This window comes from Methylobacterium sp. TK31, from assembly GCF_055361545.1.
In genome coordinates this window covers 927,922-949,566 of record NZ_CM143964.1, presented here as the reverse complement: position 1 = coordinate 949,566, position 21,645 = coordinate 927,922, and the positions used below count along the sequence as shown (strand labels likewise).

General features: G+C 70.1%; 15 protein-coding genes and 1 tRNA gene. 2 read left to right on the top strand and 14 right to left on the bottom strand.

The features are described 5' to 3' along the window. Positions 1 to 339 precede the first annotated feature (339 nt). Together ACXJY8_RS04345 and mobA are read left to right on the top strand one after the other, a co-directional pair. Positions 340 to 1,488: an Mrp/NBP35 family ATP-binding protein gene (locus tag ACXJY8_RS04345; RefSeq protein WP_463776415.1), complete on the top strand. Its 1,149-nt coding sequence runs from the start codon at positions 340 to 342 to the stop codon at positions 1,486 to 1,488. Positions 1,489 to 1,493: 5 nt separating this feature from the next. Further along, complete coding sequence (gene mobA / locus ACXJY8_RS04340) at positions 1,494 to 2,129, top strand: molybdenum cofactor guanylyltransferase MobA (protein WP_463776413.1); 636 nt, start codon at positions 1,494 to 1,496, stop codon at positions 2,127 to 2,129. A gap of 4 nt (positions 2,130 to 2,133) precedes the next feature. Here mobA and ACXJY8_RS04335 read toward each other — a convergent pair whose 3' ends face one another. The 14 genes from ACXJY8_RS04335 to ACXJY8_RS04270 form a co-directional block, all read right to left on the bottom strand. Continuing rightward, the gene (locus ACXJY8_RS04335) at positions 2,134 to 3,036 is read right to left on the bottom strand and encodes an EamA family transporter (RefSeq protein ID WP_463776410.1); all 903 of its coding nucleotides are present in this window, start codon (positions 3,034 to 3,036) and stop codon (positions 2,134 to 2,136) included. Positions 3,037 to 3,208: 172 nt separating this feature from the next. Next, on the bottom strand, positions 3,209 to 3,667 hold the full coding sequence (locus ACXJY8_RS04330; protein WP_463776407.1) for a peptidylprolyl isomerase: 459 nt from the start codon (positions 3,665 to 3,667) through the stop codon (positions 3,209 to 3,211). Positions 3,668 to 3,671: 4 nt separating this feature from the next. Beyond that, a complete protein-coding gene (tolA, locus tag ACXJY8_RS04325; protein ID WP_495885048.1) occupies positions 3,672 to 4,181 on the bottom strand; it encodes a cell envelope integrity protein TolA in 510 nt (169 codons plus the stop codon). Position 4,182: 1 nt separating this feature from the next. Then, the gene (locus tag ACXJY8_RS04320) at positions 4,183 to 4,728 is read right to left on the bottom strand and encodes a peptidylprolyl isomerase (RefSeq protein WP_463780355.1); all 546 of its coding nucleotides are present in this window, start codon (positions 4,726 to 4,728) and stop codon (positions 4,183 to 4,185) included. A gap of 49 nt (positions 4,729 to 4,777) precedes the next feature. After that, positions 4,778 to 5,278 carry a pantetheine-phosphate adenylyltransferase gene (gene coaD / locus ACXJY8_RS04315; protein WP_463776404.1) on the bottom strand — a complete coding sequence of 167 codons (501 nt, stop codon included), beginning with the start codon at positions 5,276 to 5,278 and terminating at the stop codon, positions 4,778 to 4,780. 119 nt (positions 5,279 to 5,397) lie between these two features. Continuing rightward, entirely contained in the window at positions 5,398 to 8,142 is a 2,745-nt protein-coding gene (gyrA, locus tag ACXJY8_RS04310) for a DNA gyrase subunit A (protein WP_463776400.1), read from the bottom strand. Between the two features lie 226 nt (positions 8,143 to 8,368). Continuing rightward, entirely contained in the window at positions 8,369 to 9,931 is a 1,563-nt protein-coding gene (locus ACXJY8_RS04305; protein WP_463776396.1) for an efflux transporter outer membrane subunit, read from the bottom strand. A 101-nt stretch (positions 9,932 to 10,032) separates the two neighbouring features. After that, positions 10,033 to 13,194, bottom strand: coding sequence for an efflux RND transporter permease subunit (locus ACXJY8_RS04300; RefSeq protein ID WP_463776393.1), 3,162 nt, complete (start codon positions 13,192 to 13,194; stop codon positions 10,033 to 10,035). Between the two features lie 63 nt (positions 13,195 to 13,257). Beyond that, the gene (locus tag ACXJY8_RS04295) at positions 13,258 to 14,541 is read right to left on the bottom strand and encodes an efflux RND transporter periplasmic adaptor subunit (RefSeq protein ID WP_463776389.1); all 1,284 of its coding nucleotides are present in this window, start codon (positions 14,539 to 14,541) and stop codon (positions 13,258 to 13,260) included. Positions 14,542 to 15,124: 583 nt separating this feature from the next. After that, a tRNA-Pro gene (locus tag ACXJY8_RS04290) sits at positions 15,125 to 15,202 on the bottom strand. Positions 15,203 to 15,305: 103 nt separating this feature from the next. Further along, positions 15,306 to 18,518: an efflux RND transporter permease subunit gene (locus ACXJY8_RS04285; protein WP_463776386.1), complete on the bottom strand. Its 3,213-nt coding sequence runs from the start codon at positions 18,516 to 18,518 to the stop codon at positions 15,306 to 15,308. 139 nt (positions 18,519 to 18,657) lie between these two features. Continuing rightward, a complete protein-coding gene (locus ACXJY8_RS04280; RefSeq protein WP_463780351.1) occupies positions 18,658 to 19,809 on the bottom strand; it encodes an efflux RND transporter periplasmic adaptor subunit in 1,152 nt (383 codons plus the stop codon). A gap of 85 nt (positions 19,810 to 19,894) precedes the next feature. Then, positions 19,895 to 20,218: a rhodanese-like domain-containing protein gene (locus ACXJY8_RS04275; RefSeq protein ID WP_463776383.1), complete on the bottom strand. Its 324-nt coding sequence runs from the start codon at positions 20,216 to 20,218 to the stop codon at positions 19,895 to 19,897. Positions 20,219 to 20,282: 64 nt separating this feature from the next. Next, on the bottom strand, positions 20,283 to 21,587 hold the full coding sequence (locus tag ACXJY8_RS04270; RefSeq protein ID WP_463776379.1) for a glycosyltransferase family 4 protein: 1,305 nt from the start codon (positions 21,585 to 21,587) through the stop codon (positions 20,283 to 20,285). Between the last annotated feature and the right edge of the window lie 58 nt (positions 21,588 to 21,645).

The window sequence follows — 21,645 nt, the reverse complement described above, 5'->3', positions numbered from 1 at the left end:
GTCGAGGCCGCCGGCGGGCGTCCTCTCTTGTGCTGCTTCGAACGTCGCGGAGCGCCGGGAGGACGCAAAATCGGACCCCTCCCCTCGACTCATGCCTACCGGAATCTGAACGAATTGAACGAAACCGGGGCGCCGACCCGGCCCGGTCCGGGCCGGCCGCGGAGCCCGCCGCGACCAGGGGTCTCGCCCCCGACGGAGCCGGGAAGCGCTTGCGCTCGGGCGGCGCCTGTGCTGTCGCATGGGTTCGTCGCGGGCGGCCCGGCCGGGGCCGCAACACCCGCGATCCCCCGATTGTCGCCGCGCCTCGGCTCCCGCCGGACGCGGCAAGGAGCCAGACCCTTGGCGATCACCCGTGACGACGTCCTCAAGGTGCTCTCGACCGTGACCGTCGATGCCGCGGGCACCACCCTGCCCGCCTCCGGTCGCCTGTCGCAGGTGGTGGTCGATCCCACCGACCGGGTGATGTTCTCGATCCTGATCGACCCCAGCGAGGCCGAGCGCTTCGAGCCGATCCGGCGCCGGGCCGAGGGCGCGATCCTGGCCACGCCCGGCGTTTCCGGCGTCTTCGCCAGCCTGACCTCCGAGCGCGGGCCGAACCAGCCGGCCCAGCACGGTCCCCAATCCGCGGCCCCGCAGCCGCCCTCCCCCGGCCGCCCCGCCGCCCCGCCGCCGCCGCGGACCGGTCCCGCCCTCCCGGGCGTGCGCCACATCGTGGCCGTCGCCTCCGGCAAGGGCGGCGTCGGCAAGTCGACCACGGCCTGCAACCTCGCGCTCGCCCTCTCGGCCCAGGGCCTCAAGGTCGGGCTGCTCGACGCCGACATCTACGGCCCCTCGGTGCCCAAGCTGTTCGGCCTGTCGGGCAAGCCCCGCGTCATCGAGGAGCGCCTGCTCGCCCCGATGGAGGGCTTCGGCATCAAGGTGATGTCGATCGGCTTCCTGATCGAGCCCGAGACGGCGATGATCTGGCGCGGGCCCATGGTGCAGTCGGCCATCACCCAGATGCTGCGCGAGGTCGCCTGGGGCGAGCTCGACGTGCTGGTGGTCGACATGCCCCCCGGCACCGGCGATGCGCAGCTCACCATGGCCCAGGCGACCCCCCTCTCCGGGGCGGTCATCGTCTCGACGCCGCAGGACCTCGCCCTGATCGACGCGCGCCGCGGCGTCACGATGTTCCGCAAGGTCGCGGTGCCGATCCTCGGCGTGATCGAGAACATGGCGACCTTCGTCTGCCCGCATTGCGGCACGGCCTCGCACATCTTCGGGCATGGCGGCGCGCGGGCCGAGGCCGAGCGGCTGGAGGTGCCGTTCCTCGGCGAGGTGCCGCTGAACATGACGATCCGCGAGAGCTCGGATGCCGGCCGCCCCGTGGTGGCGGTGGACCCGGACGGGCCGCACGCGCAGGTCTATCGCGGCATCGCCGCCAAGCTCTGGGGCAACCTGACCGGCGGCCCGGCCCCGCGGGCGGCCCCCCGCATCGTCATCGAGTAGCCGCGATGCCGCCGGTGCTGGGCGTGATCCTCGCCGGCGGGCTGGCGCGCCGCATGGGCGGGGGCGACAAGCCCCTGCGCCTTCTCGGGGGCCGCAGCCTGCTCGACCGGGTGCTCGCCCGGTTCGCGCCCCAGTGCGCGGCCGGCGTGATCCTCAACGCGAACGGCGATCCGGGCCGCTTTCCCGATTTCCCGGGCGCGATCGTGCCCGACGGCGTGCCGGACAATCCGGGCCCACTCGCGGGCATCCTCGCTGGGCTGGAGCACGCGGCCGCCCATCATCCGGACGTGCGCCACGTCGCCAGCGTCTCAGGCGACGCGCCGTTCCTGCCCCGCGACCTCGTCGCCCGCCTCGCCGGGGCGGCCGGGGCGGACGACGCCATCGCCATGGCGGCCTCGGGCGGGCGCGAGCACTTCACGGTGGCGCTCTGGCCGGTGGCCCTGCGGGCGGACCTGCGCGCGGCCCTGGTGGAGCGCGGCGAGCGCCGGGTCGGCGCCTTCCTGAGGCGCCACGGCGCGGTGGCGGTGCCCTGGCCGGCGGAGCCTCACGACCCCTTCGCCAACATCAACGCGCCGGAGGATCTGGCGGCGGCCGAGACACGCCTCGCCGAGACACGCCTCGCCGGAACCGAGGACGCCTGACGCGTCAGGTCGGCGCACTTTTGATCGCGGCGCGCGCCCGCCAGCGCGGATAGAGCAGCCCGAGGGCGAGGCCGCCGAGGACGAGGCCGGCGGCGCCGAGCTTCCAGCCCGGCAGCGGCTCGCCGAGCCAGAGGGCCGAGGCTCCCATGCCGAAGACCGGCACCAGCAGGGCCATCGGGGTGATCAGGGCGGCGGGGTGGCGCGCGAGCAGCCAGCCCCAGACCGCGTAGCCGAACATGGTGTTGCCCACCGACTGCCAGACCACCGCGGCCCAGGTCGTCAGGTCGGCCCGCAGGAGGCCGTCTCGGATGGCGTCCCAGCCTTCGAGGAGGAACGAGGCGGCGAGGAGCGGCGGCGCCGAGAACAGGCTCGCCCAGACGACGTAGGGCAGCATCGCCCGCACGCCGCTGCGCTTGGCCGCCATGTTCCCGCCGGCCCAGCTCAGGGCGGCGCAGGCCACGAGCCCGAGGCCGAGGGGCGTCGTCGCGGCATCGGTGTGGGCGGCGATGACGGCGAGGCCCGCCGCCGCGAGGCCGAGGGCCGCCCATTGGTGGCCGGACACCCGCTCGCCGGCGAGGCGGACCGAGAGGCCGATGGTGAAGAAGACCTGGATCTGGATCACCAGCGAGGCGAGGCCGGGGGCGATGTGGCCGCGCAGGGCGATGAACAGCAGGCCGAACTGTCCGGCCCCGATCAGCAGGCCGTAGGCGGCGAGGTTGCGCCAGGGGACCGCCGGGCGGCGCAGCAGGAACACGCCCGGCAGGGCGGCGAGCACGAAGCGCAGGGCGGCGAACAGCAGCGGCGGCAGGTGGTCGAGTCCGATCCGGATCACGACGAAGTTCGTGCCCCAGACCGCCACCACCGCGAGGGCGAGGAGGACGTCGCGGAGCGGGAGGGTGCCGGTCATGGAAGGCTGCCGGTTATGGGAAGCTGCCGGTCATGGGAGGGTGCCGTTCATGGCCCGCCGTTTCCCAGGCGGCGGGCGCCGTGCCAAGTCTCGCATCGCCCCGAAACGAAAGAAGTGTCCGCACGTTCGCGCGGACACTTCCCTCGGACGTCGATCGATCGGCTGGCCGGGATCAGGCGGCGCCGACGGTCGCCTTGACGATCTTGTCGGGGGAGCGCGGCGGCTCGCCCTTGTTCAGGGTGTCGACCACGTCCATGCCTTCCACGACCTTGCCCCAGACGGTGTACTGCTTGTCGAGGAAGCGGGCATCGCCGAAGCAGATGAAGAACTGCGAGTTGGCCGAGTGCGGGAAGTTGGTGCGCGCCATCGAGCAGGTGCCGCGCACGTGCGGCTCGGCGTTGAACTCGGCGTTGAGGTCGGGCAGCTCGGAACCGCCCGAGCCGGTGCCGGTCGGGTCGCCGGTCTGGGCCATGAAGCCGTCGATCACGCGGTGGAACGGCACGCCATCGTAGAAGCCCTGCGCGGCGAGCGTCTTCAGGCGCTCGACATGGTTGGGGGCGAGGTCGGGGCGCAGCCCGATCACGACGCGGCCCTTGGTGGTCTCCAGGATGATGGTCTCGGTCTCTGCCATGGGTCTAGACTCCTTTTCCCTTGGGTCCTTGGTAGATGAAGCGGAGCGCGATCGGGCGCCCCGCAATGGCCGCGCCGAGGCCGGGGGTGATCCGGACGGGCGTGCAGCGCCGGATCGCCGCCAGGGTCGCATCCGTGAGGATGCGGTAGGCGCGGGTGTCCGAATCCTGCGTCGAGAAGGTCACCCGGGGCGTGCCGATGACGGAGCCGTCCCGGCGCAGGGAGAAGCGGGCGGTGATCTCGGTGCGCTCGAAGCGGGCCAGGCCCTCCGGGATCTCCCAGCACGCGGCGAGCGCGGGATAGAGCTCCCGAAGCGTGTCGGCCGGCTCCCGGGTATCGGGAAGCCTCCTGCCATCCGGGGGCTTTTCGCCGTCGGCCATGCCGTTCAGCGGAACCTGGACGGTGCCCCGCAGGGTCTCCGGCAGGGTCAGCGGGCCCGTGGTGGGCGCCGCCCGCACGGGGAGCCCAACGGCGAGGAGCGCCGCGAGAGCCCCGAGATGGGCGCCGCCCCGCAAGCTACTTGGCTCCCTGCGCCATCTGCATCTTCACGATCTTGTCGGGGTTCTGCACCGCCCCGCCCGGCGCGCCGGGGGCAGCCTTCTTGATCGCGTCGACCGTCTCCATGCCCGAGGAGACGAGGCCGACCACGGTGTACTGGCCGTTCAGGAACGGCGCGTCGCCGAGGCAGATGAAGAACTGCGAGTTGGCGGAGTTCGGATCGGAGGAGCGGGCCATGCCGACGGTGCCGCGCTTGAACGGCGCCTGCGAGAACTCGGCCGGAATGTTCGGCAGGCTGGAGCCGCCGGTGCCGTTGCCCTTCGGGTCGCCGGTCTGGGCCATGAAGCCGTCCATCACCCGGTGGAACTTCAAGCCGTTGTAGAAGCCCTGCTTGATCAGGGTCTTGAGCTGGGCGACGTGCTTCGGGGCGATCTCCGGGCGCAGCTCGATGGTGACGCGGCCGTCCTTGGTGTCGAGGTACACCGTGTTCTCGTCCAGCGCCCAGGCCGCGGGGGTTGAGGCGAGGAGGCCGGCGACGGCGAGAAGGGCGATGCGGCGATTCAGTCCAAAGGCCATAGGGTCAGCATTCTTTCGTTGAGCGTGACGACGGGACTCAGCCCGCGCGAAAGCGCTGCGCGAGGCGCTCGGCCACCAGAGGCGGCACGAAGGGCGAAACGTCGCCGCCCATGGCGGCGATCTGGCGGACGAGGGTGGCGGTGATCGGGCGGACGCCGGTGGAGGCGGGCAGGAACACGGTCTGCACCTCCGGCGCCATGGCGCCGTTCATGCCGGCGAGCTGCATCTCGTAGTCGAGGTCGGTGCCGTCGCGCAGGCCGCGGATGAACACGGTGGCGCCGACCCGCCGCGCCGCCGTGACCGCGAGGTCGTCGAAGGTCACGATCGTCAGTGCCGTGCCCTCGGCCTGGGCCAGGGGCTCGCAGGTGGCGCGCAGCAGCTCCGCCCGCTCCTCGGGCGAGAACATCGGCGCCTTGCCGGGATGCACGCCGATGGCGATGACGAGGGTCTGCACGAGCCGGCACGCCTGACGGATGACGTCGAGGTGTCCGTTCGTGACCGGGTCGAACGAGCCGGCGTAGAGGGCGGTGCGGATCATCGCGGCCCGGGGTAGAGCATTTCGACCCGAAACGGAACCTCCGGCCCGGACACGAAAACGGCGTAAGCCTCCCGACGCGGCGCGGACGGCCGTGAGGTCGCCCGCGCCGGGGCGTGCGATCAGGCCTGCACGGCCTCCTCGCCGCCCTCGCTCTCGTCCTCGCCCTCGATATGCTCGACGGACACGACCTTCTCGGTCTTCTCCGTGTTGAACACTGTCACGCCCTGCGAGGCGCGCCCGACGATGCGGATGTCGTCCACCGGCACGCGGATGAGCTGGCCGCCATCGGTGACCAGCATGATCTGGTCGGAGGGCTGGACCGGGAAGGAGGCCACGAGATTGCCGTTGCGGGCATTGACCCGCATCGCCGTGATGCCTTTGCCGCCGCGGCCCGAGGTCCGGTACTCGTAGGACGAGGTCCGCTTGCCGAAGCCGCGCTCGGACAGGGTGAGCACGAACTGCTCGTAGGCGCCCATCTCGTTGTAGCGATCCAGCGAGATGGTGCTGGCCTCGGCCACCCCCTCCTCCGCCTCGGGGCTCGCGCTCTCCTCGCCCTCGATGCCGTCGCCGATCACGGCGCGGCGCATCTTCAGGTAGCCCGCCCGCTCCTCCGGGGAGGCGTCGAAGGCGTTGAGGATCGTCATCGAGATGACGCGGTCGTCCTTGGCGAGGCTGATGCCGCGCACGCCGGTGGAATCGCGGCCCTTGAAGACGCGGACGTCCTCGACGGGGAAGCGGATGCACTGGCCGGCCTGGGTGGTGAGCAGGACGTTCTGGTCGGCGCGGCAGATCTCCACGTGGACGATGTGGTCGCCCGCATCGAGCTTCATGGCGATCTTGCCGGCCCGGTTCACCTGCACGAAGTCCGAGAGCTTGTTCCGCCGCACGCTGCCGCTCGCCGTGGCGAACATGACGTCGAGGGTCTCCCAGGAGGCCTCGTCCTCGGGCAGCGGCATGATGGTGGTGATGCGCTCGGTGCCGGCATCCATCGACAGGATGTTGACCAGCGCCTTGCCGCGGGCGTTCGGCGCCGCCATCGGCAGGCGCCAGACCTTCTCCTTGTAGACCTGGCCCTGGTTCGAGAAGAACAGCACCGGCGTGTGGGTGTTGGCCACGAACAGGCGGGTGACGAAATCCTCGTCGCGGGTCGCCATGCCGGAGCGGCCCTTGCCGCCGCGGCGCTGGGCCCGGTAGGTCGAGAGCGGCACGCGCTTGACGTAGCCGGCATGGGACACGGTGACGACCATGTCCTCGCGCTGGATCAGGTCCTCGTCCTCGACGTTCGAGTCCCAGTCGAGGATCACGGTGCGGCGCGGGGTGGCGTAGGCCTCGCGGACCTCCGCGAGCTCGTCCTTGACGATGCCCATGATGCGCAGGCGCGAGCGCAGGATGTCGAGGTAGTCGGCGATCTCGTCGGCGAGCTTCTTCAGCTCGTCGCCGATCTCGTCGCGGCCCAGCGCGGTGAGGCGCTGCAGGCGCAGATCCAGGATGGCGCGGGCCTGCACCTCCGAGAGGCGGTAGGTGCCGTCCTCGGAGACCCGGTGGCGCGGATCGTCCACGAGGGCGATGAGCGGCGCGATGTCGTGGGCTGGCCAGTCGCGCGCCATCAGCGCGTCGCGGGCGGTGTTGGGATCGGGCGAGGTCCGGATCAGGCGGATGACCTCGTCGATGTTGGCGACCGCGATGGCGAGGCCGCACAGGACGTGGGCGCGCTCGCGGGCCTTGTTGAGGAGGAACTTGGTCCGCCGGGACACCACCTCTTCGCGGAAGTCCACGAAGGCCTGGAGTAGGTCCTTCAGGTTCATCAGCTCGGGGCGGCCGCCGTTCAGCGCCACCATGTTGCAGCCGAAGGAGGATTGCAGGGGCGTGAAGCGGTAGAGCTGGTTCAGCACCACGTCCGCCATGGCGTCGCGCTTGATCTCGACGACGATGCGCATGCCGTCGCGGTCGGATTCGTCGCGCAGGTCCGAGATGCCCTCGACGCGCTTCTCCTTCACCAGCTCGGCGATCTTCTCCATGAGCGTCGCCTTGTTCACCTGATACGGGATCTCGGTGAAGATCAGCGCCTCGCGCTCCTTGCGCAGCTCCTCGACATGGGACTTCGCCCGCATGATGATCGAGCCGCGGCCCGTGGCGTAGGCTTGGCGGGTGCCGGCGCGGCCGAGGATCGAGCCGCCGGTGGGGAAGTCTGGCCCGGGCACGTACTCGGTGAGCTGCTCGATCGAGAGGCCGGGATCGTCGATGAGGGCGACGCAGGCCTCGATCAGCTCGCCGAGATTGTGTGGCGGGATGTTGGTGGCCATGCCGACCGCGATGCCGCCGGCGCCGTTGACGAGCAGGTTGGGGAAGCGCGCCGGCAGGACGGTCGGCTCCTCGTGCTCCCCGTCGTAGTTGGCCTGGAAATCGACGGTGTTCTTGTCGATGTCGGCGAGCAGCGCATTGGCGGGCTTGGCCAGGCGCGATTCGGTGTAGCGCATGGCCGCCGGGGGATCGCCGTCCACCGAGCCGAAATTGCCCTGCCCGTCGATGAGCATCAGGCGCATCGAGAAGTCCTGCGCCATGCGGACCAAGGCGTCGTAGATCGATTGGTCGCCGTGCGGATGGTACTTACCGATCACGTCGCCGACGATGCGGGCCGACTTGACGTATCGGCGCTCGGGCAGGTGCCCGCTCTCGTGCGCCGCATACAGGATGCGCCGGTGCACGGGCTTGAGGCCGTCGCGCGCATCCGGCAGCGCCCGGCTCACGATCACGCTCATGGCGTAATCGAGGTAGGAGCGCTTCATCTCGTCGGTGATCGACACGGGCTTGATGTCGGAGGCGGGCGGCGGCGTGCCGGCGCCCGGAATGTCGTTCTCTGCCAAGGTCTTCGGTCTCTACCTGTCCGGGGTCCGGAGCGTCGGCGGCAAGGGTCGGGTCCGCCCGCTCACGGCGTTGTCGCGCGCGTGTCCGGCGGTTGGGCCGGACCGTGCTGTGTGCTGCCCGAACCTATAGCGCATCTCGTCGGTCCAGGCCAACAAATCGCGCCTTAACCCCCTGGTAACGAACGGTTTGCCCCGCGCGGCCGGACGCTCGCGCCGGCCTCGGTTCCTAGAGGAACTTCGCCGGGTCCGTGCTCGGCGGGGCCGGCTTCACGTCGGTGCGGTTCCACCAGCCGCCGCCGAGCGCCTGGAACAGGGCGGCGGTGTCGGCATACTGGTTGGCGCGCGCGCCCGCCGAGGTGACGAGGGCCGAGAGGTAGGATTGCTGCGCGATCAGCACCTGGGTGCTGTTGAGGGCGCCGGCCGCATATTGCTTGCGGATGAGGCCGAGGCTCTCGCCGGTGGCCCGCTCCGCGGCTGAGGCCGCCGCCACCGCCCTGGCGTCGGACTGAAGCGCGCGCAGGGTGTCGGCGACGTTCTGGAAGGCGCCGATGACCACGGCCCGGTACTGGGCCTGGGCCTCGTTGAGCGTCTCCTCCGCCGCGCGCTGGCGCCGGAACAGGGTCCCGGCATCGAAGATCGGCTGCGCCACCGTGCCGACGATGCCGTAGAACGAGGCGGCCGAGGTCGCGAGCTGCGCGATCCGCACCGCGCTGGCGCCGCCATTGGCCGTGATGTTGAACTGCGGCAGGCGGTTGGCCACCGCGACCCCCACCGCGGCGCTCGCCTGCTGCACGTTGGCCTCCGCGGCCTTCACGTCCGGGCGCTGCTGCACGAGGCGCGAGGGCAGGCTCACCGGCAGGTTGGTGGGCAGGCGCAGGGAGGCCAGGGTGAAGGTCGGCGCGATCTCCTCGCTCGGCAGGCGCCCGACCAGGGCGGTCAGCAGGTTGCGCTGCTGGGCGAGCTGCTTCTCCAGAGGGGGCAGCAGCTGCATCGAGACCGCCAGGGCGGCCTGCTGCACCACCACGTCGGCCCCGGCGATCTGCCCGAGGGAGAGCTGCTTGTTGTAGAGGTTCAGGACGTCGGTCTGGGCCTGGATCACCTTGCGGGTGGCGTCGATCTGGGCGCGCAGCGACGCCTCCTGGATCGCCGCCAGGACGACGTTCGTGGTCAGCGTCAGGTAGGTCGCCTCGAGCTGGAAGCGCTGGTTCTCGGCCTGCGCCTCCAGGGACTCGATCTGGCGCCGGTTGCCGCCGAACACGTCGGGCGTGAACGAGACCGTCACCTGCGGCGTGTACAGGCTGTAGAACAGCTGCCGGGTGTCGTTGAGCGGCCCCTGCAGGGCGCCTCCGGGGGCCTTCTGGCGCGAGCCGAGGCCGTTGGCGGCAACGACGGGAAACAGCGTGCCGCGCTGCGCCTCGACGTTCTCCTGCGCGATCCGCAGGGAGGCCTGCGCCGCGTCGAGGTTCGGGTTGTTGGCGAGCGCCTCCGCCACCAGGCGGTCGAGGGCGGGGGAGCGGAACAGCGTCCACCACTGGCCCGGCACGTCGGCGCCCGACACGAAGGTCTGGTCAGCCGAGCCGCCATGGACGGTGCGGATGTTGTCGGCGGCGGTGGGGTTGCCCAGGGGCTCGCGGGTGTAGCGGGTCACCGGCGGATCGGCCGGCGGCACGTAGTCCGGGCCGACGACGCAGCCGCCCAGGCCCGTGACCGCGAGGACGAGCAGACCCTCGCGGAGGCAGCGTCTCCGGCCCCGTCCGGCGGGTGCCGCGTTCTGGGGGGATGCCACCATCGTGCCGAGAAATCCTGTCGCCGTCCGGCGCCGTAGAGGCGCCGGGGCGGGGCCGAAGTCAACGCGGCCGGCGGCGCGCGCGCGGGTCCGTGATCGGCCCATCACGCGTGCTCCGCCTGGGCCGCCGCCCGGGTGGCGGCCTCCGTCGGGATCGTGGCCGGAACGCGCCGGGAGAACAGGGCGATCAGGATCGGGACCACCACGAGGATGAGATTCGGCGCGAGCAGGATGCCGCCGACCACCACCAGGGCGAGCGGCTTCTGGACCTGCGAGCCGATGCCGGTGGAAATCGCCGCCGGGAGCAGGCCGACGCAGGCGGCGACACAGGTCATCATGACGGGGCGCATGCGCACGTTGGCGGCGTGCCACACCGCCTCGGTTCGGGCCCAGCCTTCGTCGATGAGCTGGTTGTAGTAGGAGAGCAGGATCACGCCCTCCATGGTCGAGATGCCGAACAGGGCGATGAACCCGATCGCCGCCGAGATCGAGAACGGCGTCATCGTCAGGAACAGCGCGAAGATGCCGCCGATCATCGCCATCGGGATCACGCTCAGCGTCAGCACCATGTCGGTGACGGAGCTGAAGTTGACGTAGAGCAGCAGGGCGATGAGCGCGATCGTCACCGGGACCACGATGGTCAGGCGCTGCACGGCATCCTGCAGGTTGGTGAACTGGCCGACCCATTCGAGGTGGAACCCGGGCGGCAGGGTGACCTCCTCGGCGATACGGGCTTGCGCCTCCAGCACCGCGCCGCCGAGATCGCGGCCGCGCACCGAGAACTTGACCGGGATGTAGCGCTCCTGGTTCTCGCGGTAGATGAAGGCCGCGCCGGAGACGAGCTCGACGGTGGCGATCTCCGAGAGCGGGACCTGGATCACGCCGCCCGCCGGGTTGGCCGCCCCGACGGTGATGTTGCGGATGGTCTCCAGGCTGCGGCGGTACTGTGGCGCCAGGCGCACCCGCATGGGGAAGTGCCGGTCCGAGCCGTACTCGTAGAGGTCGCCCGCGGTCTGGCCGCCGATCGCCGCCTGGACGGTGGTGTTCACGTCGCCCGGCGACAGGCCGTAGCGGGCGGCCTTGCGCCGGTCGATGTCGATCCGCACCGTGGGCTGTCCGAGGGAGGCGAAGACCGCCAGATCCGCGATGCCGGGCACCTTCGCCAGGGTGGCCTTGATCGCCTCCGCGGTCCTGGTCAGGTCGTTGAGGTCGTTGCCGTAGATCTTGACCGAGTTCTCGCCCTTCACCCCGGAGGCCGCCTCCTGGACGTTGTCCTCGATGTACTGGGAGAAGTTGAACTCGATCCCCGGGAAGGCCTCGTCGAGCCGGGCCGAGAGGTCGCGCACGAGCGTCTCCTTGTCGAGGCCCTTGCGCCAGGTGTCGAAGGGCTTCAGGGGCGCCAGGATCTCGACGTTGAAGAATCCGGTGGCGTCCGTCCCGTCATCGGGGCGGCCCTGGTGCGAGAGCACGGTGACCACCTCCGGCACCTCGGCGATGATCTTGCGCAGCCGCTCCACGTAGGCGTTGCCGGCCTCCAGGGAGATCGAGGCCGGCATGGTGCCGCGGATGTAGAGGTTGCCCTCCTCGAGCTTGGGCAGGAATTCGAGGCCGAGGCTGCGGGCGGCGAGCCCCGAGACGCCGAGCATCGCCACGACCACGAGGAGCGACAGCACCTTGTTGCGCAGGCCGAAGCGCAGGATCCGCACGTGGCCGAAGCGCAGGAGCCGCACGATCAGGGTGTCGCGCTCCTCCACGTGCTTGGGCAGGATCAGGGCCGAGAGGGCCGGCGAGACCGTGAAGGTGGCGATCAGGCCGCCGAGCAGCGCGTAGGCGTAGGTCTTGGCCATCGGCCCGAAGATGTGCCCCTCGACGCCCGTCAGCGTGAAGAGCGGCAGGAAGCCCACGATGATGATCGTGGCCGAGAAGAAGATCGCCCGGTTCACCTCGGCGCCCGCGATGGCGATGGTGCCGAGGCGCCCGGCCAGGCCGCCCGGCGGGGCCTGGCCCGCCCCGTGTTCCGGTTCGGCGAGGTGCCGGAAGACGTTCTCCACCATGATCACGGTGGCGTCGACGATGAGGCCGAAATCGATGGCGCCGAGGGAGAGGAGGTTGGCCGAGTCGCCGCGCAGCACGAGGATCAGGATGGCGAAGCCCAGCGCTAAGGGAATCGTCGCCGCCACGATGATCGCGCTGCGCAGGGAGCCGAGGAACAGCCACTGCACCACGAAGACCAGCGTCACGCCGAAGACGAGGTTGTGCATCACCGTGTGGGTGGTGGTGTGGATGAGCCCGCTGCGGTCGTAGATCCGCTCCACCCGTACGTCCGGGGGCAGGATGCCGCTGGCGTTGATCTTGTCGATCTCGGCGTTGACGAGGCGCAGGGTCGGCAGGCTCTCGCCGTCGCGGCTCATCAGCACGATGCCCTCGACGATGTCGTCGTCGCCATCGTGCCCGACGATCCCGAGGCGCGGCGCGTGCGAGACCCGCACCTCGGCGACGTCGCGCACCAGCACCGGCACGCCGCCGACCTGGGTCAGCATGGTGTCGCGGATGTCGTCCATGTCGCGGATGAGGCCGATGCCGCGCACCACCGCCGACTGCTCGCCCACGTTCAGGGTCTGGCCGCCGACATTGATGCTCGAATTGTTGAGGGCGGAGACGAGCTGGACCAGGGTCATGCCCTGCGCCTGGAGCCGGTTCAGGTCGACGGCGATCTCGTATTCCTTGGTCCGGCCGCCGAAGGCCGTCACGTCGACGACGCCCGGAATCGCCTTGAACCGGCGCTGCAGCACCCAGTCCTGCAGCGTCTTGAGATCGGTGGAGGAGTAGCCCGGCGGCCCCGTCACCTTGTAGCGCATGATCTCGCCGACGGGGCTGGTCGGCGAGATCTGCGGCTGGGCGCCACCCGGCAGGGGCGGCAGCTGCGACAGGCGGTTGAGCACCCGCTGCAGCGCCTCCTGGTAGGTGAAGGCGTAGGTGAACTGCACCTTCACGTCCGAGAGGCCGAACAGCGAGATGGTGCGCACCACGGTGGCGTTGGGGATGCCGGCGAGCTGCACCTCCAGGGGAATCGTGATGTAGCGCTCGATCTCGTCGGCCGATTGCCCGGGATTCTGCGTGATGACGTCGACCAGCGGCGGCACCGGGTCGGGATAGGCCTCGATGTTGAGCTGCGTGTAGCTGGCATAGCCGAGCGCCAGCATCATCAGGAACAGCAGGCAGACCAGCACGCGCTGGCGCAGGGCGAAGACGATCAGGCTGTTCATCGCAGAGGATTTCCGGCCGCGGCCCGAGAACGAGAACGAGGAAGGGGCCTTAGGCCCGGCGGGTCAGGACGCCTTGTCACCGCTCGTCGCCCGATCCATGAACACGGCCCCGCGCGTGACGATCGCCTCCCCGACCGCGACCCCGGCGGTGACCTGCACCATGCCGCGGGCCGTCAGGCCGAGGGTGACGTCGCGGGCCTCGATGGCCCCGTCGGGCCGCGCGATCCAGACATGCGCGCGGGCGCCCTCGTACACGATGGCGGCGGCGGGCACGGCCGGCGCGGTCTGCCCCGGCCCGGTGAAGATCGTGAAGCTCGCGAACATCTCGGGCTTGAGGACCTGATCGGGGTTCTCGACCTCGCTGCGCACCGCGAGGCGGCGCGTGGCCGGGTCGAGGCTGGCGGACAGGTAGTCGACCCGCGCCTTGAAGATCCGGTCGCCGAAGCCCGCCACCGTCGCCTCGACCTCCTGGCCGATCCGGATGCGCGGGATCTCGCTCTCGCGCACGTTGGCGACCAGCCAGACCGTGGAGAGGTCGCCGATCACGAAGACCGGATCGCTGGAGGTGGAGAGGTACTGGCCGAGGCCGACCTTGCGCTGGACGATGGTGCCGGCGATGGGCGCCCGGATCTGGGTCTCGGGGCTGAGGGTGCCCTTCTTCTCGAAGGCCGCGATCTCCGCGTCGGTCTTGCCGAGGAGGCGCAGGCGGTTCTTCACCGCCTCGAGGCCGGCCTCGGCGGTCTTCAGGTCGCTCTGCGCCCCGATGACGTCGTTCTGAGCCGACTGGTAGTCCTTCAGCGCCACGGCCTTGGCCTGGAACAGCTCCTGCTGGCGCGCCGCGATGGTCTGGTCGAGCTTCAGCAGCGCGGTGGCCTTGGCGAGGGTGTTGAGGGCGGTCTGGTAGTCGTTCTGGGCCTGGACCATGTCCGAGGCCTCGAGGGTGAGGAGCACGTCGCCGGCCTTCACCGCGTCGCCGGCGCGCACCAGCACCCGGGTCACCCGGCCGGCATAGGGCGAGGTGACCGGGACGTTGTCGTCGTCGTTGAGGGCGATGCGGCCCTCCGCCATGCCTTCGGGCCGGAAGTTCACCGCCGCGACGGGCACGATGTCGAGGGCGGCGCGCTGCGCCGGGCTCGGCCGGAAGAGCCGGGCCGGCCCGCCCTCGCGCGGCTCACCGCCCGCGGCGGTCTCGGCCTCGCCCGCCCCGAGGCGATCCCGAATCGCCGTGCTCAATCCCGTGAAGACGCTCATGACCGGGCCGGGCCAGAGACTGGCGGCCACGACTACGCAGATCAGCAGTCCGAGAGGCGCGAGAATGGTCGCGAAGGTGCGCTGTGTCCCGGTCATGTGCCGCGGGCGTGCTTTCAGGTTGATCGCCGGATCTCAGGCCGTCAGTGCTCGGGAGGCGTGCACGACCTGATCGGGCGATCCGGATGGCGAGGATCGAGGGCGGGATGTCTTCGTGTATACGGATTTCATCAAATCGAGACCGTACCGGCTCGAAGAACGGACCGGTCGACGGCACCGGGCGCGACTGTCTAAGCCCTGATGCGCCCCGTTTGTGTGACGCCATTCGTGGCAAATTTTCGATTGGGTCTCCGCTCCCGCTGCCGCGACGGGACTGCCGCGGGCGCGCGGTGCCGCCGGGTCTCGACCCCGTCGGCGCCCGCGACCGGGCGCAGTGAGAAGGCCAAGCTCAGCCGCGAGTCAATCGGCCGGCGCGGCCGCGCGCGGAGCGGTGACGGCGGTCCCTTCGGGCAAGGCCCGTCACTGACGATTTCGTGTTGATCCGGTCGGCCGCGGCCGGCCCTTCGCGACGCACGAGGGCGCCGCGGCCCCACGCGGACGTAGGGTCACCCAGGCGCTTTCGCGCGCCGTCATCGATGGTCAGGATGTTGGAAATCTCATTGTGGGGGGCAATGAGTCCGAATGGTCGGAGCGAGAGGATTCGAACCTCCGACCCCTAGTCCCCCAGACTAGTGCGCTAACCGGGCTGCGCTACGCTCCGACGCCCCTCGCGGGGTGAGGGGTCTTTAGCTTTCCGGTCTTCGGGGCGCAACCCCAAAACATGAAGCCCGGATGCGGGGTCCGCATCCGGGCTCGGTTCGGGCTCAAGCGTGGGAGGGCGCCGCGTGCGGGTCGTGCTTGTCCGGCGTGGTGTTGTGCGGGTCCTTGCCGCGCTTCTTGGCGAGCCAGATCAGGAAGTTCCGGATCACCACGTAGAAGACCGGCGTGAGGAAGAGGCCGAACACCGTGGCGCCGATCATGCCGAAGCACACGGCGGTGCCCAGCGCCTGGCGCATCTCGGCGCCGGGGCCGGTGGCGATCACCAGCGGCACTGTGCCGAGGATGAAGGCGAAGGCCGTCATCAGGATCGGGCGCAGGCGCAGGCGGCAGGCCTCGACGGCGGCGGCCACGGGGCCCTTCCGCTCGGTCTCCTCCAGCTGGTGCGCGAACTCTACGATCAGGATGGCGTTCTTGGCCGCGAGACCGATGAGCACGATCAGGCCGATCTGGGTCAGGATGTTGTTGTCCTGGCCCCGCAACTGCACCCCGAACAGGGCCGCGAGCACGCCCGTGGGCACCACGAGCAGGATCGCCAGCGGCAGCGCCCAGGATTCGTACTGCGCCGCGAGCACCAGGAAGACGAGGAGCACGCCGAGCGCGAACACGTAGATCGCCGTGTTGCCCGCGGCCTTCTGCTGGTAGGCGATCTCGGTCCAGTCGTAGGAATAGCCGTCCGGCAGGGTGTCCTTGGCAAGGGCCTCCATGGCATCCAGCGCCTGGCCGGTGGAGATCCCGGGCTTCGACGTGCCCTGGACCGGAACCGAGTAGTACAGGTTGAAGCGCTGGACGATCTGCGGGCCGGTGATCTCGCGGATCGTGGCCAGGGTCCCCATCGGCACCAGGGCGCCGGTGGAGGAGCGGACCTTCAACTGCTCGATGTCCTGCTTCGAGACGCGGAAGGGGGCGTCGCCCTGCACGCGGACCTGGTAGATGCGGCCCAGGGTGTTGAAGTCGTTGACGTAGGCCCCGCCGAGCGCCGTCTGAACCGTCGAGAAGACGTTGCCGAGCGGCACATTGAGCATGCGCGCCACCGTGCGGTCGATGTCGAGATAGAGCTGCGGCGTGTCGTTGCCGAAGGTGGTGAACACCCGCTGCACCTCGTTGCTCTGGTTGGCCTTGCCCAGGACCTCGCCGACGGCGCCGAGCAGCGGGCCGATCGCCGAACTCTGCCGGCTCTCGATCTGCATCTTGAAGCCGCCGCCCTGGCCGAGACCGCGCACCGGCGGTGGCGGGATGACGATGATGCGGGCTTCCTGGATGTCGGAGGTGGCCTTGATCACATCGTTGGTGATCACCGCCGCGCTCCGCCCGTGGGTCGCGCGCTCCTTGGCGCCCGCCAGGGTGATGAACATCACGCCCGAATTGGTGGTGTTGGTGAAGGTGGCGCCGTCGAAGCCCGCGATGATGACGGTGTTGGTCACGCCGTCGATCTTGCGGGCCGCCGCCGCCGCCCGGTTCACCACCTCGGTGGTGCGGTCGAGGGAGGCGCCCGAGGGCAGCTGCACCACGCCGATGAGGTAGCCCTGGTCCTGGTCGGGGATGAAGCCCGTGGGCGTGGTCTGGGCGAGGTGGAGCGTAGCGGCGATCACGCCCGCATAGACGATCAGCATCGCGATCAGCCCGATCGCGTAGTTGGTCAGGCCGTAGATGATCCGGCCGTAGGTGTTCGAGAGCCAGTCGAAGCCCTTGTTGAACATGTCCGCGAGCCAGGCGACGAAGCGGAAGAGGAAGAACTTCGGCTTGGCGTGCTCGTGGTGGGGCTTGAGGAGCAGCTTGCAGAGCGCCGGCGACAGCGTCAACGAGTTGAACATCGAGATGATGGTCGAGGCCGCGATGGTGAGCGCGAACTGCTTGTAGAACTGGCCCGTGATGCCGGGGATGAAGGCGGTGGGAATGAACACCGCCGAGAGCACGAGCGCGATGGCGATGACGGCGCCGCCGACCTCGTCCATGGTCTTGTGCGCGGCGTCGCCCGGGGACAGGCCCTCGGCCATGTTGCGCTCGACGTTCTCCACCACCACGATGGCGTCGTCGACCACGATGCCGATGGCGAGCACCAGCCCGAACAGCGTGAGGTTGTTGAGCGAGAACCCGAAGGCCGACATGGCTGCGAAGGTGCCGACGAGCGAGACCGGGATCGCGATGACCGGGATGAGGGCGGTGCGCCAGCTCTGGAGGAAGACCAGCACCACGATCACCACCAGGGCGACGGCCTCGAAGAGCGTCTTGTAGACCTCGTGGATCGACTCCTCGATGAACTCGGTCGGGTTGTAGGCGATGCGGTACTCGATGTCGGGCGGGAAGTTCTGCTTCAGGTTGTCCATCACCTTGCGCACCGATGCGGCGGCGTCGAGGGCGTTGGTGCCGGGACGCTGGAAGGCGCCGATGCCGATGGCGGGCGTGTCGTTGAGGAACGAGTTGGTGGTGTAGTCCTTCTGGCCCATCTCGACGCGGGCGATGTCCTTCACCCGGACGAGACGTCCGTCGGAGGCCTTGACGATGACGTCGGCGAATTCCTCGGGACTCTGGAAGCGGCCCTGCGACTGCACGATGAGCTGGAAGGCCTGCCCCGTGGCGGCCGGCGGCGAGTTCAGGGCGCCGGCCGCCACTTGCACGTTCTGCTCGGACAGGGCCGTGATCACGTCGGAGGTGGTCAGCCCGTAGGCCGCGAGCTTGTTCGGGTCGAGCCAGACGCGCTCGGCGTACTCGTTGCCGCCGAAGATCGTGATGTCGCCGACGCCGTCGAGGCGCAGGAGTTCGTCGCGGATGTTCAGGTAGATGTAGTTGGCGAGGTAGTTCTGGTCATAGGTCTTCTTCGGCGACAGCAGGTGCACCACCAGCATCAGGTCCGGCGAGGCCTTGCGCACGGTGACGCCGAGGTTGCGCACGTCGGGCGGCAGGCGCGGCTGGGCCACCGAGAGACGGTTCTGGACGAGGACGTTGGCGATATCGAGGTTGGTGCCGACCTTGAAGGTCACCGTCAGCAGCATGTTGCCGTCGTTGGTGGACAGCGACGTCATGTAGAGCATGTTGTCGACGCCGTTGACCTCCTGCTCGATCGGGGTCGCGATGGTGGCCGCCACCGTCTCGGCGTTGGCGCCCGGGAAGCTCGCGCGCACCGTCACGGTCGGCGGCACGATCTCGGGATACTGCGCGACGGGCAGCGACAGGTAGGCGACGTAGCCGAGGATGAGGAAGACGATCGACGTGACCGACGCGAAGATCGGCCGATCGACGAAGAAGTGGGCAAAACGCATCGCTTGAACCTCTCGCCGCATGCGGCCCGCAGGGGCGGGTTCGAGGCGGCACCGTTTCTTCGTCAGCGGTCTGTGGGTCGCGTCCCGGCCGCGACCGGCCGGGGATGTCTCGTGTCGGGACCGGGTCGGTCTCGCCCGATCAGGTCTTGCTGGGCGGCAGGGTCGAGGCTTCGGCCGCGACCTTGGCGCCGGGGCGTACGCGGCTGACGCCGTTCACCACTACGTTCTCGTCGCCCTTCAGGCCCTCGCGGATCACCCGGTAGCCGTCGACCTTCGGACCGAGCTTGACCTCGCGCAGGGCGACCGTGCCGTCGTCGGCGACGATGTAGACGATGCGCTTGTCCTGGTTGGCCGAGACCGCCTCGTCGGGCAGCAGGATGCCCTGGAACGGCTTGGTGGCCGGCAGCGAGACGACGCCGAACAGGCCGGGCTTGATGAACCCGTCGGGGTTCTCCACCGTGGCGCGCAGCAGCACCGTGCCGGTGGCGTTGTCGACCCGGTTGTCCACGAAGTCGAGGGTGCCCTTGCGGGTCGGCTTCGCCTCGCCGGTGAGCGCGATCATGATCGGGACGCCCTTGCCCTTCTGCGTCTCGCCCATGCCGATGCCGAGGCTGCCCTGGTATTTCAGGAACGAGCGCTCATCGACGGTGAATCCGAAATAGATCGGGTCCAGGGAGACGATCGTCGTCAGCAGGGTCTGGTCGGTGATGACGATGTTGCCCTCGGTGACCAGGCGCCGGCTGATGCGGCCGGAGATCGGGGCCTTCACCTCGGTGAAGTCGTAGTTCAGCTGGGCCTGGCGCAGCTGCGCGTCGGCGCTGTCGACGTCGGCCTGCGCGGTCTGCGAGGCCTGGCGGCGCTGGTCCGTCACCTGCTCGGAGATGTTGCCGGACTTGCTGAGGGTCTGGGCGCGGTCGAGGTCGGTCTGCGAGAAGTTCAGCCGGGCCTTGGCCGAGACCAGGGCCGCCTGGGCCTGGTCGAGGGCCGCCTTGTAGGGCCGCCGGTCGATGACGAAGAGCAGGTCGCCCTTCTTCACCGTGGCGCCGTCCGTGAAGTTGACCTTGTCGAGGTAGCCGGTGACGCGGGCCCGGACGTCGACGATGTCGACCGGGTCGAAGCGGCCCGTATAGGTGTCGGTCTCGACGATCTGGCGCACCACCGGCTTGGCGGTGGTGACCTTCGGCGGAGGACCGCCGGGGGCCTGGGCCTCGGCGGGGGAGACGAGGGCCGGCGCGACGAGCGCTGCGGCCGCCAGCCCGAGAGCCGGAAGAAAACGGAAGAAGGAGCGCATGCGCATCTAATTATTCCCTACGCTGCGCCAGCTAGAGGTCCGGGCCGGATTGTGTCGTGCGTTGCCACACATGTTCTGTTCATCTTCAGACTTCGACCGGTTCGCCCGAACCGGCCCAGTCCTTGAACCCGCCGGCATAATGCGCCTCGATCGGCAGGCCGGCATTCTGCGCCGCCGCCAGCGCATGGACCGAGCGCACGCCCGACATGCAGGAGAAGACCGGGCGCCGGCCGTCCTCGGCGATCAGCGCCGCGATGGCGCCGGTGTCGAAGGTCGAGAGCGGGTGCGGCACCGCGCCGGGGATGTGCCCCTGTGCGAACTCGTGCGGTTCGCGCACGTCGATCACCAGCATCGAGCGGTCGGCGAGGCCGGCCTTGATCGCATCCCGGTCGAGGTCGACAACCTTCATCCGCCCATTCCCATCTCGGACCGCCCCGGCGGGTCGGCCGCTCGCTGACGAGTGTTCATATGCGTCAGGTATCAGGACCGCAAATCACCCGCCCCAGGGTCTCCTCCACCGTGGCGAAGTGATTCGTCCAGTTCGGCAGGGCGGCCTCCGCCACCCGGGCCGCGAGGTCGGCGCGCAGGGGCGAAGCCGGCGCGGAGAGATCCTCCACCGTCCGGCGCCAGCCCGGGCCGTCGAGGGGATCCAGGAAGCGCGCGAAACCGGCGCCGATCTCCCTGTGGACGGCCAGGTCCGAGGCCAGCACCGGAAGCCCGCAGGCGGCGGCCTCCACCACCGGCAGGCCGTAGCCCTCCGCGAAGGAGGGCATCAGCAGGGCGGTGGCCGAGCGCAGCAGGGCCGCCAGGCCGTGGCTCGACAGGCCGCCCACCTCGCTCACATGGGCGCGGATGGCGGGGCAGCGCTCCAGCATGTCGATGATGTTCTCCGCCTCCCAGCCGCGCCGGCCGACGAGGACGAGGTGGGGCGTGTCCGGCCCGTGCCGCTCGGCGAGATCCCGCCAGAGATGCAGCAGCGCCAGGTGATTCTTGCGCGGCTCGATGGTGCCGCAGGCGACGAAGGTCGGGCGCCTCGGCGTGAAGGACGGCCCCTCCCCCGCCGGCCGGAACACCGGCTCGACCCCGAGGAGCGCCACCGTCACGGGCCGGGCGGGCAGGCCCCGCGCCGCGCAATGGCGGGCGAACCGCGCGCCGACATCGCCGGAATTGACGAGCACGTGCGCGGCGTGGCGGGCGACGGTCTCCATCCGGACCCGGTGCCGCTCCGCCTCCCCGGGGCGGCCGTATTCCGGATAGTCGATGGGAATCAGGTCGTGGACGAAGAAGACGGGGCGGATGTCGCGCCGGTCGTAGAGCCAGTCGAAGCGCCCCGGCTTGTCGAGGCGCAGGTGCGAGGTGTGCAGGTAGACGGTGCCGGGGGGCAGGATCTCGGGGCCGCGCGCGCGCAGGACCGTCGCCGTGGTCCGGGCCTGGATGCGCCGCCTTTCCCCGCTGCCGCCGCGCTTCGCGAGGCCGGCCGGCAGGCCCGCCTCGGCGTCCGACCCGAGGGTCGCGGCGAGCCGGCGGTAGACCGGGTCCTGCGTCGCGTCGCGGTCCTCGACCCAGCCCGCCGCCACGGCCTCGACGATGGCGCGGGCCTCGGCCCGGCCCAGCACCCGCGGGCCGAACGCCGTCGAGACCAGCCCGAAGCGGTCCCCGTCCTGGGCCAGGACGTGGCGGGCATAGGCGAGATCGACCCGGTCGATGCCGCTCGGGCTGGCATGCCGCAAGCGGGTGATCAGGCGGGTCAGGTCGAAGGCGAGGCTCGGGACGGGCATGATCCTCCGGTGGCGTTCAGGTGCGGAGCCGTATGGCCTCTCTCCGCCTCGCGCCTAT

Bases quoted from the DNA above. Each gene is read 5' to 3' on its own strand.
- mobA (WP_463776413.1), top strand. From the start codon at position 1,494: ATGCCGCCGGTGCTGGGCGTGATCCTCGCCGGCGGGCTGGCGCGCCGC.
- ACXJY8_RS04335 (WP_463776410.1), bottom strand. From the start codon at position 3,036: ATGACCGGCACCCTCCCGCTCCGCGACGTCCTCCTCGCCCTCGCGGTG.
- ACXJY8_RS04330 (WP_463776407.1), bottom strand. From the start codon at position 3,667: ATGGCAGAGACCGAGACCATCATCCTGGAGACCACCAAGGGCCGCGTC.
- coaD (WP_463776404.1), bottom strand. From the start codon at position 5,278: ATGATCCGCACCGCCCTCTACGCCGGCTCGTTCGACCCGGTCACGAAC.
- ACXJY8_RS04305 (WP_463776396.1), bottom strand. From the start codon at position 9,931: ATGGTGGCATCCCCCCAGAACGCGGCACCCGCCGGACGGGGCCGGAGA.
- ACXJY8_RS04300 (WP_463776393.1), bottom strand. From the start codon at position 13,194: ATGAACAGCCTGATCGTCTTCGCCCTGCGCCAGCGCGTGCTGGTCTGC.
- ACXJY8_RS04295 (WP_463776389.1), bottom strand. From the start codon at position 14,541: ATGACCGGGACACAGCGCACCTTCGCGACCATTCTCGCGCCTCTCGGA.
- ACXJY8_RS04285 (WP_463776386.1), bottom strand. From the start codon at position 18,518: ATGCGTTTTGCCCACTTCTTCGTCGATCGGCCGATCTTCGCGTCGGTC.
- ACXJY8_RS04280 (WP_463780351.1), bottom strand. From the start codon at position 19,809: ATGCGCTCCTTCTTCCGTTTTCTTCCGGCTCTCGGGCTGGCGGCCGCA.
- ACXJY8_RS04275 (WP_463776383.1), bottom strand. From the start codon at position 20,218: ATGAAGGTTGTCGACCTCGACCGGGATGCGATCAAGGCCGGCCTCGCC.
- ACXJY8_RS04270 (WP_463776379.1), bottom strand. From the start codon at position 21,587: ATGCCCGTCCCGAGCCTCGCCTTCGACCTGACCCGCCTGATCACCCGC.